Raw genomic sequence first — 16,177 nt, 5'->3', positions numbered from 1 at the left:
GCCGAGCCGCTGCCTCGCGTCCAGACGCCGCTTGGTCGGGCTCGCCGCGCCGTACACCCGATCGACGGGAACGCACGTTCGTGGTCCGTCGGCATACGCGCCTCTCAGCTCCGGGTCGCGTCGGTGCCGGCTGCCACGTCCAGCCCGCGCCCGAGCATCGCGCGGAGCGGCGGGGCCGCCGCCGCGGCGGCGCCATACCGGCACGCGAAGGTCGCGCCCTGGTACCCCGGCCGGTGCTGGACCCGTCGGGCGTCGCCGGTCCCCGGTGTGGACAAGCGCGTTGCGGACGACCGGATCAGCGCGGTCGTTTACCGGGCGGTCCGCAGGCCGGCCACGGGCATCGATGTCATCGGAGCTCCTCGCTGCGGTGGGTGCTATCTACAGCAGAGCGTCTGGGGGCCGGCCCCGGTGCGAAGCCTCGGTGAGGGGCGAAGCTCAAACTGCTGGCAGGTTGCATGGAGTTCGGCGGCGTGGTCAGCCAGGAGCGGCAGGAGGACCGAGTACGGCGAGCGGGGCTTGTCTCGTCACACCTCAGCGCTGCCAGAGACCGCACATGACCACTACTCAACGTGACTCGACCGGCCCCGGGACCACCGCTCGCAAACTACAGCTCGCATTCGCAATCTATCGATCGGAGTCACAGCCGGCTGCGCAACCGCCGACCGGAATGCGACGGTGCGACCGGCGTCGCAGCCGCCCGGCCCCGGGCGCGCAAGGACCGGTGAGTTCGCCGCACACCGGGTGCGGCGCAAGCTCCCCACCGCACCCATGAGGGCCGGGCCTGTCAATTGGCAGGCTGGTTCATCCGGGAAGGTGTGATGGCTTCCCGGGGCGATCTTCTGGGGCTTCCCGGCAGCTGTTCGGCCAGGTCGCCGGGTGGGAGAGGTCCAGTTGGAGCGCCCGGAGCCCGCGAGGAACGAGCGGGCGAGGACGAACGAGCTGGACGCCGACGAGCGGCGACCGATGATGGTCCGCCGGGATGTTCCGAAAGTCGTTGTGGCGACAGCAGGTTGGTGTCCCCTGGGACGTGTGGTCGGTGCGTGCTGTCACATGCACCCATCCGGCGTCCGGCCTCGGCCGGCGCCATGACCGTGGTTCGGGGGACCGGGCTGCTCAGTCAGGTCATCGAGAACGGCGGGTTGCGTCTCATGCGGTGGATGCGAGCTCACCCGGAGTGTGTGGCTGTCTGTGTGAAACGGTGGACGCCGGGTTTGTGGTGGGAGGTGGCCTGCGGGTCGTGGACCTCGCGCAGGACGTGGTAGGCGTGGGTGAGGAGCTTGCGCGCCACGGCGGTGGTGGCGATCTTCTTGCCCCGGCGGCGGGTCATGTCCTGGTAGCCGGGGGCGAACAGCGGGTGGCGTTTGGCGGTCTGGGCGGCCTCGCACATGATCCAGCGCAGCCACGGCGAGCCCTGCTTGGAGATGTGCCCGTGGTGGACGGTGCGGTCGGAGTTGCGGACGGTGGGGGTGAGTCCGGCCCAGGAGGCGAGGTTGCGCGCGGAGGGGAAGCGACTGATGTCGCCGACCTCGGCCACGATCGCCAGCGCGGTGAGGGTGCCGATGCCGGGCAGTCGCATCAGCGCGGTGGTGCGGGGGTCGCCGCGGGCGAGTGCGGCGAGTTCTTTGTCGAGGACGCCTATGGGCGGCTGCAGGGCGTCCATGACCGCCAGGAGGTCGTCGACGACATGGCGGGAGGCGTCCGGTAGAGGCAGTCCGGCCAGCCAGACGCGGCCTGGGCCGGTGAAGCAGCCGCCGGTCGGTCGGGTGTGGCCGAGGTCGGCCAGGACGGCGTGGATCCGGTTCCTGAGCAGGGTGCGCAGGCGGACGAGCTGGAAGCGGTGGCGGAGCAGGGCACGCTGCTGGCGCACGTCCAGCGGGGCGATCCATGCCTCCGGCAACAGGTCGGCGCGCAGCAACTGCCCGAGGGTGGCGGCGTCGACCTTGTCGTTCTTCAGCCTGGCGGAGGCGATCGCTTTGCACTGCAGAGGGTGGACGAGGTGGGGTTTGTATCCGTAGTCCTCCAGGAGTTCGACCAGCCAGCCCCATCCGTAGGCGGCCTCGAACGCGACTGGGGTCCCGATCGGCAGATCGCCGATCACTCCGAGTCCGTCTCGACGCTGTTGGGGACGTTCCGGTTGACCTGGACCTCGCCGTCCTGGCCGACCAGCGCGATCTGGGACCGCTTGCGATGCACGTCGATCCCGACGTAGACAGACATTGCCGGGCCTCCTTCCCGAGCTCGTGTGTACCCGGACGATAAGCACCGCCGGGCTGAGCACGGAAGGGGGCCCGGCCCTCATAGGGTCAGGTCAAACCGTGGAGCTATCCCCGCGCATGCGGGGCCGACGATGACCGGCGCGACGATCTGGTTCAACGCCAGGAGCTATCCCCGCGCATGCGGGGCCGACACTTCCTGACCTGCTGTGATTCGCTCAGAGTCCGCCCATCCCATTCAGTACGAATGCATGCCCCCCAGGTGCGGGGCCGAGACCGAGTAGTGGGCCGAGGCGCTGCTGCCGGCGGAGCCATCCCCGCGAGCGCGGGTCCGACGGCCGGGAGCGTGATCGGCTCTAGGAGCCCGTCGTGGCACTGTCAACGGTTCCGGCCGGGGGAGGGCATGGTGTGCGGTGACAGCTGCCGCGATCCGGCACAACCGCGAACGCCGGCGCCGCGTCTTCGAGGGGATGTTCGGCGTCCGCGAGCGTCCTGTCCCCGTGGACGGACGTCACCCGGTCCGGCGGCACCATGACCACCCACCCTGCGGACCTTCCCCGGAGCGCCGCACGTCTTTCAGGGCTTCGCCCCGCTCGTCGACGAGGCGGCGCAGGCCCTCGACCAGGTCGCCGCCTTCATCAACGGCCATGTCCAGTCGGACGGACGCGAGACCGGCGTGTCCGAGGTTTCCGAGCTGCCCTGCGCCTGACCGGCTGACGGGCCGGAGCGGCTGCGCGCGCCGCTGCGACCCGTCCTCTACGGTCGCAGGATGACCGATCGGCCTGTAGTGATCCGTCCTCCCGAGACGCTCCTGGAGGAGCCCGGGAAGCGGCTGTCCCATGGGGGCGTCCTCGACACGCCGTCGGGGTTGTTCACCGTTCTGGTCCTCGAGTGTCCGAGTCCGCCGGCGCGCGAGGAGTCGGTGCCGTCGTGGACCGTCTACCTGACCGAGCCCGGTACCCGGCACGCCGTGCTCGCGCTTCCGCGGGCCATGGCCGCCCCGGACCACGGCGTCCACTTCATCGCCTGCAGCTTCGGTCCGGTGCCCGACCCGACCCGGATGCTGATGGTCGTGCAGCACCGCGATCTTCCCCGGGTGCGGACCGTCGACCTGCGTACACTGCCGTCGGCCGGGCACGGGGCCCTGTCCTGGCTCGCCACACCTGGGGCGCTGCGGGGGACCGGACCGGAGCCCGCCCACGTGTGGCACTGCGGGCTTCTCCGGACTCCCTCGCTGGTCTTCACCCACCTGGAGGCCAACCCGAGCGTGCCGGACGCGCTCGCGGCGCCGGGGTGGGAGCTCTCGCCGTACCGGAGCGGGGGCCGCTCCGGGCCGCTGGCCGCCGACTTCACGCCCAGCCGGCTCCTCCACGGCACCTCGACCGGCGGGGACCGGTTCTCCAGCTACGACGCGATCTTCGAAGCACCGGAAGCCGCCGCGTCCTTCACCTGGACCTGCGTCCCTCTCGAACTGTCCACCACCCAATCGACACGGGGGTAGGCCGGAGGGCGGCGTCGGACACGCCCCGAACACGCGTGAGCCGCGCGTAGAGGGCCCGGGCCGCACCCGTGGCTGCGGGGACAGCGACCGAAGCGACCGAAGCGACCGAAGGCCCGGCTTCCGTCGGGCGTTGGGCGCGCAGGAGGTCTCCGGTACCGCGTCGCCCGTAGCGGTACCGGCGGGCCGACCCCGGCCCTGTCGGGTGTCGGGGAGGGCGCCACCGGCCGCGATGATACGGATCCCCGACGACCGACCCAGCGGCCAGCAGGTCGGAGGGCAGGGTGTCCTGACCGACCGGTCCCGGGCCGCCTGGTGTCGGGGAGGGGCGCCGTACGCCGGTGGCGAGGTCCCCAGGTCGACGAGCGCGGGGCCCCTGCCACTCCGCCGGCGCGGCGCGGCAGGGCCAGCCAGGTCACACGGGTGGCGTGAGCTGGCAGACCACCACGAGTTCCAGACGCGGGACGACGTAGTAGGCGAGCAGGCCGCCGGCGACATCGAGGTGGCGCATCGGCTCGCCGCTGCCCTGGTAGGAGGTGCCGTCCAGGTAGAGCACCTCGGCGGCACGGACGAGTTCGGCGGCCCGCTCCTCGACCGCGGTGAGGAAACCGGCCGGGCATCCGGCGGTGACGTGCTGCTCGCTGGGAAGGTACTCCCAGCTCCAGGTCACGTATTCACCGCCGCGTAGGCGGCGCGGTAGAGCTCGGCGACGACAGCGGCGTGCTCGCGGCACTCCTGGGCGGTGCCGGCGTGGTTGGCGAGGTAGTTCGCCCGGTGGTAGACCTGCGCGGTGGCCGGGTGCCGCTCGATCTCCACGACGGTGGCCCAGTGCGCGACGAAGGCCCGGATCGGCTGGACGCTGCCGGTGGTGATGGCCTCGGCCATCGCCCTCGTCTGCCCGTCGATCATCTCGGGGAGGCGGTCCGCGGCGACGACGGCCAGGGCGGCCTTGAGCGCGGCCGGGCTCTGCTCGGGCCGGGGGATCAGCTCGACTCCGTCGTGCACGGGCTGACTCATGGTGTCACTCCCCTTCTCGTCTGCTGCGAGACTACTCGCTCCGCGACGTACGGTCGGCGCCCTCATGCGGCACCCGAACGGGTGCAGACTCCGCGGACGAGCGGTGCGCAGCGGGGTCGCCCCGGCCCGGGTACCGCGGGCGACCGGGCCGGCTGCGCGGTGGGCCGGCGTCGCGCCGGGTGGGCCGGTCGTCGGCCCACGGGATGCTCAGAGCAGGGCGTCGGTGTCGACGGGCCCCGCCGTGATGTGCAGGCTGCGGATCCGCGGTGCCGCATCGTCGCTCCGGTCGAGGTGGAAGATGTGCGTGAATGGGGCGCACACGACGGTGTCGGGCTCGGTCTTCTTGGCGACGGTCGCCTCGCCCCGAAGGATCAGCACGTCGCCGACGGTCCACGTCTCGATCACCTCGTGCGTGGTGACGAGCGGGGCGTCGATCTTCACGAAGAAGTCCTTGATGGCCTCGACTCCGTGCACGCGGGCCGTGCCGAAGATCATCTCGGTGTCCTGGTCGAGGTGAGTGGCGAACGCGGTCGCGAACTCGAGGGTGTCGATCTCGTGCAGGAAGTCGTTGATCCAGGCGGGGGCTCCGCCGTGGCCGGTGATGGTGGCGGTCATGCTCGTCAGATCCTTTCCAGCGCGGGCGGCGCGGGCGGCGCGGGCAGCTCGGCGAGGAAGGCGTCGATCTCGGCGTTGACCGCCTGCGGGTTCTCGCGAGCGGCCAGGTGGCCGGTGCGCAGCAGCACTTTGAAGGTGGCGGTGGGGATCGCGTCGGCCATCCGGCGCACGGCGTGCACGGGGAACTGGCTGTCCTCCTCGCCGGCGATCACGAGGACGGGCACGTCCTTGATCGTGGCGAGCAGGCGGTGTTCGTCGCGGCGGCCGATCAGGATGCTGCGCAGCGCCCAGGCGACCGACTTGGGGTCGTTGGTGAGCACGAACTCCAGGAACTCGAGGAACTCGGGGCGTTCGGCCTCGGCCGTCGGCCCGGCGAACGCGCCGCGGGCCGCCTTCAGGGCCAGTTGCGGCATCTTCGAGTTCAGCGACAGGTAGCCGGCCAGCGCGGTGGCCCAGATGCTCTCGAAGGTCGTGGGGAGCGAGGCCGTGCAGTTGATGCCGACCGTCCCGGCCGAGCGGTCCGGGTGGTAGGCGGGGAAGACGCCGGCGAGCATGCCGCCCCAGCTGTTGCCGATCAGCACCGCCTTGTCGATGCCGAGGGCGTCCTGGACCTCGACCAGCGCGTCGGCGCACTGCTCGAGGTCGATGATCCGGCGCAGGGCGTCGGACTTGCCGTGTCCGGGGCTGTCGACGAGCACCACGCGGTGGGTGGGGGAGAAGTGCTCGTACTGATGGCGCCACATGGTGCCGTCCATCATCAGGCTCGGCCAGAAGATCAGGGCCGGGCCGTCCGCCTTGCCGCCCTCGCGCACGTTGATCAACCCGAGCGAGGTGGGGACGAGCCGCTCGGTAACGCCGTCGAGCCAGGTCGTGGTCATGACGTTTCCTCCCGCTATGGGGGTCGTTCCCCGGCCCCTTACTGGAAGCGTATTGCCACTAGTTCTCGTCTGCAACCAGTGGGACCAGGTTCGACGCCTGGATCGGCTGATGGCAGACACCGCACGCCAGGTAGGGCTCGGTCTCCTGGCCGCACACGGTGTGCAGCAGCGGCCGACGCGGGCCGGCGCCGGCGGCCTGCGCATCCGGCCCGCGCTCCTCGGCCCAGCGGGTGATCGCCACGATCGCCGGCACGACCAGCTCGCGAGCGGTGTCCGAGAGCTCGTACTCGAACCACTGCTTGTCCTCGCGGTAGGGCCGCCGCGTGAGCAGGCCCAGCTCGGTCAGGGCGTTCAGGCGCGTGGTCAGGATGTTCGCCGAGATGCCCAGCGCCCGCTTGAGTTCGCCGAACCGCGCGGTGCCGAAGAAGACCTCGCGCAGGATCTGGTAGTTCCAGCGCTCCGAGATCGTCGCGAGGAACGCCTGGCCGTGCTGGAAAGCGACGGGTTTCGAGTCGTTCGTCATGGCACCTCGTGATTTCATTTCGAGACTGGTTTCACCACGATGCTAGTGATGGTCCGCCTGGACTGCGGCCGCGCGGGAAGTCGAGATGCCGATCCCCGGGAACGGTCGGACCAGGTGTCCGATCGCGTTCAACCCGTCGGCGGCGCCGGCGCCGTCGCGTGGCCCGCTCCGGCCGGGCCGGGCAGCTGCTCCCGGTTGCCGGCGGGGAACGGCCGACGGGCGCCTTGGTGGCCGTCGGGCCAGGAGCCACCGCGGCAGCGAGGCCGTCAGGCCAGGAACCCCCGCAGCAGCGAGGCCGTCGCGGCGAGGTGTTCCTCGGTGGCGCGCCGGGCGGCGTCGCCGTCGCCGTCGAGGATCGCCCGGACCATCGCCCGGTGCTGCTCGGCGGCGTGCTCGATGTTGCGGTCCAGCATGGGGATCGCGTTGAGCAGGTCGTTGAGGCGCATTCTGGCCTCGGCGATGGCCGCGGCGAGGGAGGGGGAGCCGGTGAGCTCGCCGATGGCGAGGTGGAAGCGAGAGTCGAGCTGGCGGTACTGCTCGGCCGGGGCTGCGTCCAGTTCGGTCAGCCGGTCCTCCAAGTGAGCGCGCTGCTCGGGGGAGAGGGGGCGCCGGGCGGCGGCCTCGGCGGCCCCGACCTCCAGGACCTGCCGGTAGGTCAGCGCGTCCTCCAGGGCGCCGCCGAGGTCGCGGGCGGCGCGGCGCAGGTCGGCCACGTCCGGTTCGGGCATCCGGTAGGTGACGAAGGTTCCGCCGTAGCGGCCGCGGCGGGGGGCGACGCAGTCGGCCTGCTGGAGCGTGCGCAGCGCCTCGCGCAGGGTCTCGCGGCTGACACCGAGCCGGGCGGCGAGGTCGCGTTCGGCGGGCAGCCGGTCGCCGGGGCCGAAGACGCCGAGCTTGATCGCCTGGAGCAGCCGCTCGACGGTCTCCTCGAAGGCGTTGCCGGTACGGATCGGGCGGAAGATCGTCCCGGTCTCCCAGTCGAGCCGTGCCTGCTCACGCGTCACGTCCACGTCCACGCCGGAATCGTACCTGCGAACGGATCCCACGCACTCGTTCCCGTCCCACCCTTGACGCGGCCGCCGTCCAGCCGGAACGATGCTGCTCACCCACCCAATGGTCCGACTTCAGACCATTGACGAGCCGTCAGACCGTCGAACCCGCCGGGGCGGGTGCGCCACGCCGTCGTGGCCGCGTGCACCCGGCACACCCTCAACCCCCAGGGGTGCCCATGACCGACGCACGCTCACCCGACCACCTTGGCCCCGCCGTGTTTCCGGTGGACTCTTCCCCCGTTTCCGCCGACGAACAACGCCTCCGCGAGCTGGGCTACACCCAGGAGCTGGCCCGCTCGATGTCGGGCTTCTCCAACTTCGCCGTCTCCTTCTCCATCGTCTCGATCCTGTCCGGCTGCCTGACCCTCTACGGGACGGGGATGAAGACCGGCGGCCCCGCCCTGATCATCTGGGGCTGGCCGGTGGTCGGTCTGCTGACGCTCTGCGTCGGCCTCGCGATGGCCGAGATCTGCTCCAGCTACCCGACGGCCGGCGGGCTCTACTACTGGTCCGCCAAGCTGACCCGCACCCGCGGCCCGGCCTGGAGCTGGTTCACCGGCTGGTTCAACTTCCTCGGCCAGGTCGCGGTGACCGCCAGCGTCGACTACGGCGCCGCCTTCTTCACCAACGCGTTCCTCGAACTGCGCTACGGCCTGGCGGCCACCCCCGCCCACACCATGGAGATCTTCGCGGTCATCCTGCTGGTGCACGGCCTGCTCAACACCTTCGGGGTGCGCCTGGTCGCCGTCCTCAACAGCGTCTCCGTGTGGTGGCACCTGGCCGGCGTCGCGATCATTGTCGGCGCCCTCGCGCTGCTGCCCGAGCGGCACGCCTCCGCCTCCTCCGTCTTCACCGAGTTCGTCAACCGGACCGGCTTCCACAGCCAGTTCTACGTCGCGATGCTCGGCCTGCTGATGGCCCAGTACACCCTCACCGGCTACGACGCCTCCGCACACATGACCGAGGAGACCCAGGACGCCGCCCGCTCCGGCCCGCGCGGCATCGTCAACGCCATCACCGTCTCGCTGGTGGCGGGCTGGATCCTGCTGCTCGGCATCACCTTCGCGATCCGCGACTACGACGGCGCGCTCGACAGCACCACCCAGGTCCCGCCCGCGCAGATCTTCATCGACGCGATCGGCTCCGGCGGCGCCCAGTTCCTGCTGCTCATCGTCATCGGCGCCCAGTTCTTCTGCGGCATGGCCTCCGTCACCGCCAACTCGCGCATGATCTACGCCTTCTCCCGCGACGGCGCGCTGCCCGGCTCCCGCCTCTGGCACCGCATCTCCCCGCGCACCCAGACCCCGACCAACGCGGTCTGGCTGGCCACCAGCGGCGCCCTGCTCCTCGGACTGCCCGCGCTCTGGAACAACACCGCCTACACGGCCGTGACCTCGATCTCCGTCATCGGCCTCTACATCTCCTACGTCATCCCGGTGTACCTGCGGCTGCGCCAGGGCGAGGACTTCCCGCGCGGCCCCTGGCACCTGGGCCGCTGGAGCACGCCGATCGGCGTCGTCGCCGTCGCCTGGACGGCGGTGATCAGCGTCCTGTTCATGCTGCCCACCGCCAGCCCGATCACCGCCGAGAGCTTCAACTACACCCCGGTCGCCGTGGTCGTCGTCGGCGGCTTCGCCGGCGTCTGGTGGCTGGTCTCCGCCCGGCGCTGGTTCACCGGGCCGCACGTCAGCACCACGCCGTCCGCGCGCCCCGGCCTCCCGACCGGAGGCCCGGTGAGCAGCCCGCAGCCCACCCCCGACACCGAACCGGAGACCCGATGACCACCCCCCGGCTCACCCTCGACGAGCTGCGCACCCGCGTCGCCGACGGGTCCGTCGAGACCGTCGTGCTCGCCATGACCGACATGCAGGGGCGCCTCCAGGGCAAGCGCGTCGCCGCCGACTACTTCCTGGACGACGTCGTGACCGGCGCCGCGGAGGGCTGCGGCTACCTGCTGGCCGTCGACGTCGACATGAACACTGTCGACGGCTACGAGGTCTCCTCCTGGGACAACGGCTACGGCGACCTGACCCTGCGCCCCGACCTGACCACCCTGCGGGCCGTCCCCTGGCACCCCGCCACCGCCATGGTCCAGTGCGACGTCGTCCACCACGACGGCACCCCCGTCGCCGTCTCCCCGCGGCAGGTCCTCCGGCGCCAGCTCGACCGCCTGGCCGGCTACGGCTGGCAGGCCCAGGCCGCGACCGAGCTGGAGTTCATCGTCTTCCGGGACAGCTACGAACAGGCCTGGGACAAGGACTACACCCGCCTCACCCCGGCCAACCAGTACAACGTCGACTACTCCATCCTCGGCACCGGCCGGATCGAGCCGCTGCTGCGCCGGCTGCGCAACGGCATGGCCGGCGCCGGCCTGACCGTCGAGTCCGCCAAGGGCGAGTGCAACCTCGGCCAGCACGAGATCGCCTTCAAGTACGCCGACGCCCTCACCACCTGCGACAACCACGCCGTCTACAAGACCGGTGCCAAGGAGATCGCCGCCCAGGAGGGCTGCAGCCTCACGTTCATGGCGAAGTACGACGAACGCGAGGGCAACTCCTGCCACATCCACCTGAGCCTGCGCGACGAGCGGGGCGCCCCGGTGTTCGCCGGGGACCGCCCGCACGGCTTCTCCCGCACCATGGAGCACTTCCTCGCCGGCCAGCTCGCCTGCCTCGCCGATTTCGCCCTGCTGTTCGCCCCCACAGTCAACTCCTACAAGCGCTACGTCCCCGGCAGCTTCGCTCCCACCGCCATCGCCTGGGGCCGCGACAACCGCACCTGCGCCCTGCGCGTCGTCGGCCACGGCCCGTCGCTGCGCTTCGAGAACCGCGTCCCGGGCGGCGACGTCAACCCCTACCTCGCGGTCGCCGCCCTGATCGCCGCCGGACTGCACGGCGTCGAGCAACAGCTCGAACTCCAGCCGGAGTTCACCGGCAACGCCTACGCCTCCGACGCGCCCCGGGTGCCCGCCACCCTGCGGGACGCGGTCGACGCCTTCGAACGCAGCGCCGTCGCCACCGAAGCCTTCGGCAAGGACGTCGTCCGGCACTACACCCACGCCGGACGCACCGAACTCGCCTCCTACGAAAGGGCGGTGACCGACTGGGAGCGGCGCCGCGGATTCGAGCGACTGTGACCGGCACCGACGTGACACGCACCGCCCCGACCGGCACCAGCGTGACCGCCACCGGCACGACACCACCCGACGGCCACCGACGACCACTCATCGGCATCAGCAGCTACCAGGACGACGCCGCCTGGTCGGTCTGGAACCAGCGTGCCTGCCTCGTGCCCCAGACCTACGTCGACGCCGTCGTCCGCGCCGGCGGCACCCCGGTCCTGCTGCCGCCCCAGCCCGGCGGGACCGGCCACCTGCTCGACGCCCTCGACGGACTCGTCCTGGCCGGCGGACCGGACGTCGACCCGTCCCGCTACGCGGCGGCTCCCCACCCGCGCACCGGCCCGCCCCACCACACCCGTGACGACTGGGAGAGCCGACTGCTGCACGCCGCCCTCGCCCGGGACCTCCCGGTGCTCGGCGTCTGCCGCGGCATGCAGCTGCTCAACGTCGAACTCGGCGGCACCCTCGTCCAACACCTGCCCGACGACAGCCACCAGATCGTCCCCGCCCGCTTCGCCCGCCACCGGGTCACCCCGGTGCACGGCAGCCGGCTCGCCGCCGTCCTGGGGCCCGCCACCGAGGTCTCCTGCTACCACCACCAGGCCGTCGACCGGATCGGCACCGGCCTCAGGGCCACCGCGCACAGCGCCGACGGCACGGTCGAGGCGCTCGAACTGACCGGACACCGCTTCGCCCTGGGCGTCCAGTGGCACCCGGAGACCGATTCCGACGACCTGCGCCTGTTCCACGCGTTCATCACCGCAAGCCAGAGGGAGACCGCCCGATGACCGAACCGGACCTCTTCGAGGTCGTCAACCCCGCCACCGAGGAGGTGATCACCACCGTCGAACTGGCCGGCACCGCCGAGACCGACGCCGCCGTCGCCCGCGCCCGCGCCGCCTTCGACACCTGGCGCCGGGTGGCCCCCGCCGACCGCGCCCGGCTGCTGCGCGCCTTCGCCGCCGCCGTCGACGCCGACCGCGAGCACCTCGCCGCCCTGGAGGTCGCCAACGCCGGACACACCATCGGCAACGCCCGATGGGAGGCGGGCAACGCGCGGGACGTCATCGAGTACTACGCCGCCGCCCCCGAGCGGCTGTTCGGCCGCCAGATCCCCGTCGCCGGCGGCATCGACGTCACCTTCCAGGAACCGATCGGCGTCGTCGGGGTCATCGTGCCCTGGAACTTCCCCATGCCGATCGCCGCCTGGGCCCTCGCCCCGGCCCTGGCCGCCGGCAACACCGTCATCGTCAAGCCGGCCGAACTCACCCCGCTCACCGCGCTGCGCCTGGCCGAACTCGCCCTGGAGGCCGGGATCCCCGAGGGCGTGCTCCAGGTCCTGCCCGGCCGCGGCCCGGTGGTCGGACAGCGCTTCGTCACCCACCCCGACGTGCGCAAGGTCGTCTTCACCGGCTCGACCCGGGTCGGCAAGGAGATCATGGCGGGCTGCGCCGCCCAGGTGAAGCCGGTCACCCTCGAACTCGGCGGCAAGAGCGCCAACATCGTCTTCGCCGACGCGGACCTAGCCAAGGCCGCCGCGACCGCGCCCTACGCCGTCTTCGACAACGCCGGCCAGGACTGCTGCGCCCGCTCCCGGATCCTCGTCGAACACTCCGCGTTCGACGACTTCATGGCGCTCCTGGAGCCGGCCGTGCGCGGGGTGCGGGTGGGTGATCCGGCCGACGAGAAGACCGAGATGGGCCCGCTGATCTCGGCCGCCCACCGCGAGCGGGTCTCCTCGTACGTCCCGGACGCCTCGGCCGTCGCCTTCCGCGGCAGCGCCCCCGACGGGCCCGGCTTCTGGTACCCGCCGACCGTCCTCGCGCCCGTGCGGCACGAGGACCGCGCCTTCACCGAGGAGGTCTTCGGCCCGGTCGTCGCCGTCGTCCCGTTCCGCGACGAACAGGACGCCCTGCGCATCGCCAACGCCACCGAGTACGGCCTGTCGGGCTCCATCTGGACCAGGGACCTCGGCCGCGCGCTGCGGGTCTCCCGCGGCGTCGAGGCCGGCAACCTGTCCGTCAACTCGCACTCCTCGGTGCGGTACACCACGCCGTTCGGCGGCTTCAAGCAGTCCGGACTCGGCCGCGAACTCGGCCCGGACGCCCTCGACGCCTTCACCCAGACCAAGAACGTCTTCATCTCCACGGAGGAATGATCAGCATGACCCAGCGACTCGACGGCCGCGTGGCCGTCATCACCGGCGCCGGCAGCGGCATCGGCCTGGCGACCGCCCGCCGCTTCGCCGCCGAGGGCGCGAAGGTGGTCTGCGTCGACCTCGACCCCGAGACCGGCGCCAAGGCCGCGAACGAGGTCGGCGGCCTGTTCATCCAGGCCGACGTCACCGACGAGGCCGCGGTGCGCGACCTCTTCCAGCGGGCCGTCGACGAGTACGGCCGCCTCGACATCACCTTCAACAACGCGGGCATCTCCCCGCCGGACGACGACTCCATCCTCACCACCGGCCTGGAGGCCTGGAAGCGCGTCCAGGAGGTCAACCTCACCAGCGTCTACCTGTGCTGCAAGTACGCGATCCCGCACATGCAGCGCCAGGGCAAGGGCTCGATCATCAACACCGCCTCGTTCGTCGCCGTGATGGGCGCGGCCACCTCCCAGATCTCCTACAGCGCTTCGAAGGGCGGCGTGCTGGCCATGTCCCGCGAACTGGGCGTGCAGTTCGCCCGCGAGGGCATCCGCGTCAACGCCCTGTGCCCCGGCCCGGTGAACACCCCGCTGCTCCAGGAGCTCTTCGCCAAGGACCCGGAGCGCGCCGCCCGCCGCCTGGTCCACATCCCGCTGGGCCGCTTCGCCGAGCCCGAGGAGATCGCCGCAGCGGTGGCCTTCCTCGCCTCCGACGACTCCTCCTTCATGACCGCCAACACCTTCCTCGTCGACGGCGGCATCTCCGGCGCCTACGTGACCCCGCAGTAGCCGCGCCCGCCCGGGAGGACACCGGCGGCACCGCCCCGGTCCCACCCGGCGCGGGTGGGACCGGGGCGGCCGGGCGGCGGTCACGGCCGCCGGGCCGCCCCGGTGCGCGTGGAGCCGCCCGGCGTCGGGCAGCCGATTCCGACGCCGGGCGCCGCGCATCCCTGACCCGGCACGCGGAGGGCCCCGCACCGCCCGGGGCCGTGCACGGCCGGGGCCCCGGGTGTGTCAGTGGTGCGTGCAAGGATCGCCGACATGACCGAAGAGACCTTCGACTGGCGCTCGTTCCTGACGCGGTGGAGCGAGGAATGGGCCGGCGCGTACGGGAGCCCGGACGAGCTTCCGGCCGCCGGCGACGGGGCGGCGTGGCGCGCGCGGTGGCTCGGCTCCGAGCCCGCGTCCGGGGAACGCATCGCGGCGGTCGAGGAGCGGTTGGGGTACCGGCTTCCGCCGTCCTACCGGGCGTTCCTGGAGGTCACCGACGGCTGGCGGCACGCGGGCGGCTTCGTCCACCGGCTGGCCGGCAGCGGTGAGGCCCGCTGGCACGAGGACGCGTTCGGGCTCAGCGAGTACTACGGCGAGGGCGAACTCGAGGGCATGTGGGCGCGCGCTCTCCAACTGGACGTCGAGTCGGACATGACGACCGTCCTGCTGGACCCGCTCGCCGTCGGCGAGGACGGCGAGTGGGCGGTCTACTGCCACAAGTCGTGGGCCCACGGCGCACCCACCAGGTACGGCTCCTTCCGGGAGTTCATGCTCGACATGTACCAGGAGTTCCACCGCCTCACCGCTCGCCGCCGAGGCCCGGCGTTCGTCAACGACACCACCCGTCGACTGGACGCCCAGGTGGAGACGGCCCGGCAGGACGCGCTGCGCGGCGAGCACGAGCGGGCGGCCGCCGCGCTCACCGAGGCCGCCGGATTCGGCCGGCCCCGGGCACACGGCATGGCCGACCAGCTGCGCCGCTTCCACGGGCAGACGTACAGCGTGCACTACGGCGGGTTGGCCCAGGACCCGCTCTACTCCGGCGAGTTCGTCCCCCTCCTGGCGGTCGAGCACGTGGAACGGAGCTGGGACGCGGCCTCCTGGACCAGGCAGATGAGCTCCGGGTCCGACGAGCACCGGGAGGCGGCCGAGGAGATCCTGCGCGAGGTGACGGAGCGGACGTTCCGCTACACCGCCGGAGGTCCGTTCGGCGAAGCCGTCGAGCGGGCCCGCGAACAGGCCCGCTGGGGGCGGACGGAGACGGCCTGGCGGACGCTGCTCGCCGCGATCCCCCGGTGGGCACCGCTCGGGCCCGACCACCTCGCGCCGGTCGGCCTGCTCGCCGACCCGTTCCTCGGTCCGCTGATCACACCGGACCGGGGCCGGGAGCTGCTGGCCACCCCTCGGGGCCCGGAGGCGGTGGAGCACAGCGGGGAGGCCGACGAGGCCCGGGAGGCCGAACCGGCGGACGGTCTCGTCTGGTTGGCTGATCCGCCGCCGAACAACAGCCGCCCCGAGTCGTACCGCTTCGTCCTCGTGGAGGAGGCCGGACCGGCCGAGCTGCCCGCGCGGCTGGGCGGTCAGGACGCGGTGCTGGACGCACCGGTGACGTACTGGGAGCTCAACCGGCGCAGGTTCGGGGGAAGGGTGAGTTCGACCTACGAGGACTGCGCGGTCGTCACCGTCGGCCACGCGGGCGACTCGCGGTGGAGCTTCGCCCTGGACCTGTTCGCGCAAGGTCACATCGCCTCCCGCTTCGTGTCTCCCGCCGTCGCCGCCTCCCTGGGCGCGGCCCCGCGGGGCGCGGCCTTGCCGGACGGCACCGCGCCGTCCGGGGCCCGGGCTGTGGTGGTGTGGTGCGTACCGGAGCGCGGACTGTTCCACCTCTCCGTCGCCGAGCGGGGCATCGAGCGGTACGCCTTCACCGTCGACGGCCCCGAGGTCCGCCGCAGCGGCGGCCCGATACCGCCCGGGCTCGACCCGGACACCCTGTTCACCGCCCCGGCCGCTCCCGGCGAGGGCGCGTTGGACCGTACGGGCGAGCGCCGGGCGCTGACGGCGATCGCGGCCGAGTTCGGTGTGAGCCTGCCCCGGTTCGCGATCACCGAGGGCCGGCTGCACACCTTCACCACCCGCTCCTGGACCCGCCCGCCGGGCCCGGACGAGACGTACCTGGTCGTCACCTTGGGGGGCTGATCGGGTAGCCGGTCCGCCACGGGGATGCGATGTCCCCGCCGCCTGCCCGCACAGCTGCGCCATCCCGCCGACGCCGGTCCCACCGTCGCCGAGCTCCTAGCCGTCCTCCTGCCCCGGCCCGCCGACGGCCGGCGCGCCTTGCCGTCGACGG

At 72.2% G+C, this 16,177-nt stretch carries 14 protein-coding genes; 7 read left to right on the top strand and 7 right to left on the bottom strand.

Going from position 1 to position 16,177, the window contains the following annotated elements; genetic code table 11:
• Positions 1-1,165: 1,165 nt before the first annotated feature.
• Positions 1,166-2,299 (bottom strand): IS110 family RNA-guided transposase, encoded by a 1,134-nt coding sequence (locus HS99_RS12970; RefSeq protein WP_078938657.1) that lies wholly within the window; start codon positions 2,297-2,299, stop codon positions 1,166-1,168.
• An 836-nt stretch (positions 2,300-3,135) separates the two neighbouring features.
• On the opposite strand from HS99_RS12970, the gene HS99_RS12960 reads away from it, so the two are divergent.
• Positions 3,136-3,714 (top strand): hypothetical protein, encoded by a 579-nt coding sequence (locus tag HS99_RS12960; RefSeq protein ID WP_030557216.1) that lies wholly within the window; start codon positions 3,136-3,138, stop codon positions 3,712-3,714.
• 412 nt (positions 3,715-4,126) lie between these two features.
• Here HS99_RS12960 and HS99_RS12955 read toward each other — a convergent pair whose 3' ends face one another.
• The 6 genes from HS99_RS12955 to HS99_RS12930 form a co-directional block, all read right to left on the bottom strand.
• Positions 4,127-4,381 (bottom strand): hypothetical protein, encoded by a 255-nt coding sequence (locus HS99_RS12955; protein ID WP_030557221.1) that lies wholly within the window; start codon positions 4,379-4,381, stop codon positions 4,127-4,129.
• Positions 4,378-4,728 carry a hypothetical protein gene (locus tag HS99_RS12950; RefSeq protein WP_030557222.1) on the bottom strand — a complete coding sequence of 117 codons (351 nt, stop codon included), beginning with the start codon at positions 4,726-4,728 and terminating at the stop codon, positions 4,378-4,380. Before HS99_RS12950 ends, HS99_RS12955 begins: the two co-directional genes overlap by 4 nt.
• Positions 4,729-4,935: 207 nt before the next feature.
• Positions 4,936-5,343 carry a hypothetical protein gene (locus HS99_RS12945; protein ID WP_030557223.1) on the bottom strand — a complete coding sequence of 136 codons (408 nt, stop codon included), beginning with the start codon at positions 5,341-5,343 and terminating at the stop codon, positions 4,936-4,938.
• 5 nt (positions 5,344-5,348) lie between these two features.
• The gene (locus tag HS99_RS12940) at positions 5,349-6,221 is read right to left on the bottom strand and encodes an alpha/beta fold hydrolase (protein WP_030557225.1); all 873 of its coding nucleotides are present in this window, start codon (positions 6,219-6,221) and stop codon (positions 5,349-5,351) included.
• Between the two features lie 58 nt (positions 6,222-6,279).
• On the bottom strand, positions 6,280-6,744 hold the full coding sequence (locus tag HS99_RS12935) for a winged helix-turn-helix transcriptional regulator (RefSeq protein ID WP_030557226.1): 465 nt from the start codon (positions 6,742-6,744) through the stop codon (positions 6,280-6,282).
• A gap of 266 nt (positions 6,745-7,010) precedes the next feature.
• Entirely contained in the window at positions 7,011-7,760 is a 750-nt protein-coding gene (locus tag HS99_RS12930) for a FadR/GntR family transcriptional regulator (RefSeq protein ID WP_232543296.1), read from the bottom strand.
• Between the two features lie 335 nt (positions 7,761-8,095).
• Between HS99_RS12930 and HS99_RS12925 the strand changes: the two genes are divergently transcribed.
• From HS99_RS12925 to HS99_RS12900, 6 genes are all read left to right on the top strand, one after another.
• Positions 8,096-9,577 carry an amino acid permease gene (locus HS99_RS12925; protein WP_078938659.1) on the top strand — a complete coding sequence of 494 codons (1,482 nt, stop codon included), beginning with the start codon at positions 8,096-8,098 and terminating at the stop codon, positions 9,575-9,577.
• On the top strand, positions 9,574-10,932 hold the full coding sequence (locus tag HS99_RS12920) for a glutamine synthetase family protein (protein ID WP_030557231.1): 1,359 nt from the start codon (positions 9,574-9,576) through the stop codon (positions 10,930-10,932). The genes HS99_RS12925 and HS99_RS12920 overlap by 4 nt, the downstream gene beginning before the upstream one ends.
• Positions 10,933-10,943: 11 nt before the next feature.
• Positions 10,944-11,705 (top strand): gamma-glutamyl-gamma-aminobutyrate hydrolase family protein, encoded by a 762-nt coding sequence (locus HS99_RS12915; RefSeq protein ID WP_305953111.1) that lies wholly within the window; start codon positions 10,944-10,946, stop codon positions 11,703-11,705.
• On the top strand, positions 11,702-13,075 hold the full coding sequence (locus HS99_RS12910) for an aldehyde dehydrogenase family protein (protein WP_030557235.1): 1,374 nt from the start codon (positions 11,702-11,704) through the stop codon (positions 13,073-13,075). Before HS99_RS12915 ends, HS99_RS12910 begins: the two co-directional genes overlap by 4 nt.
• On the top strand, positions 13,072-13,848 hold the full coding sequence (locus HS99_RS12905) for a 3-oxoacyl-ACP reductase (RefSeq protein WP_232543295.1): 777 nt from the start codon (positions 13,072-13,074) through the stop codon (positions 13,846-13,848). The genes HS99_RS12910 and HS99_RS12905 overlap by 4 nt, the downstream gene beginning before the upstream one ends.
• A gap of 252 nt (positions 13,849-14,100) precedes the next feature.
• The gene (locus tag HS99_RS12900) at positions 14,101-16,026 is read left to right on the top strand and encodes an SMI1/KNR4 family protein (protein ID WP_030557239.1); all 1,926 of its coding nucleotides are present in this window, start codon (positions 14,101-14,103) and stop codon (positions 16,024-16,026) included.
• The last annotated feature ends 151 nt before the right edge of the window (positions 16,027-16,177 follow it).

The sequence above is a fragment of the Kitasatospora aureofaciens genome (assembly GCF_001188955.3).
GTDB lineage: Bacteria > Actinomycetota > Actinomycetes > Streptomycetales > Streptomycetaceae > Kitasatospora > Kitasatospora aureofaciens.
Note: the sequence above shows the minus strand (reverse complement) of the source record. Positions and strands in the feature narration are given on the sequence as shown.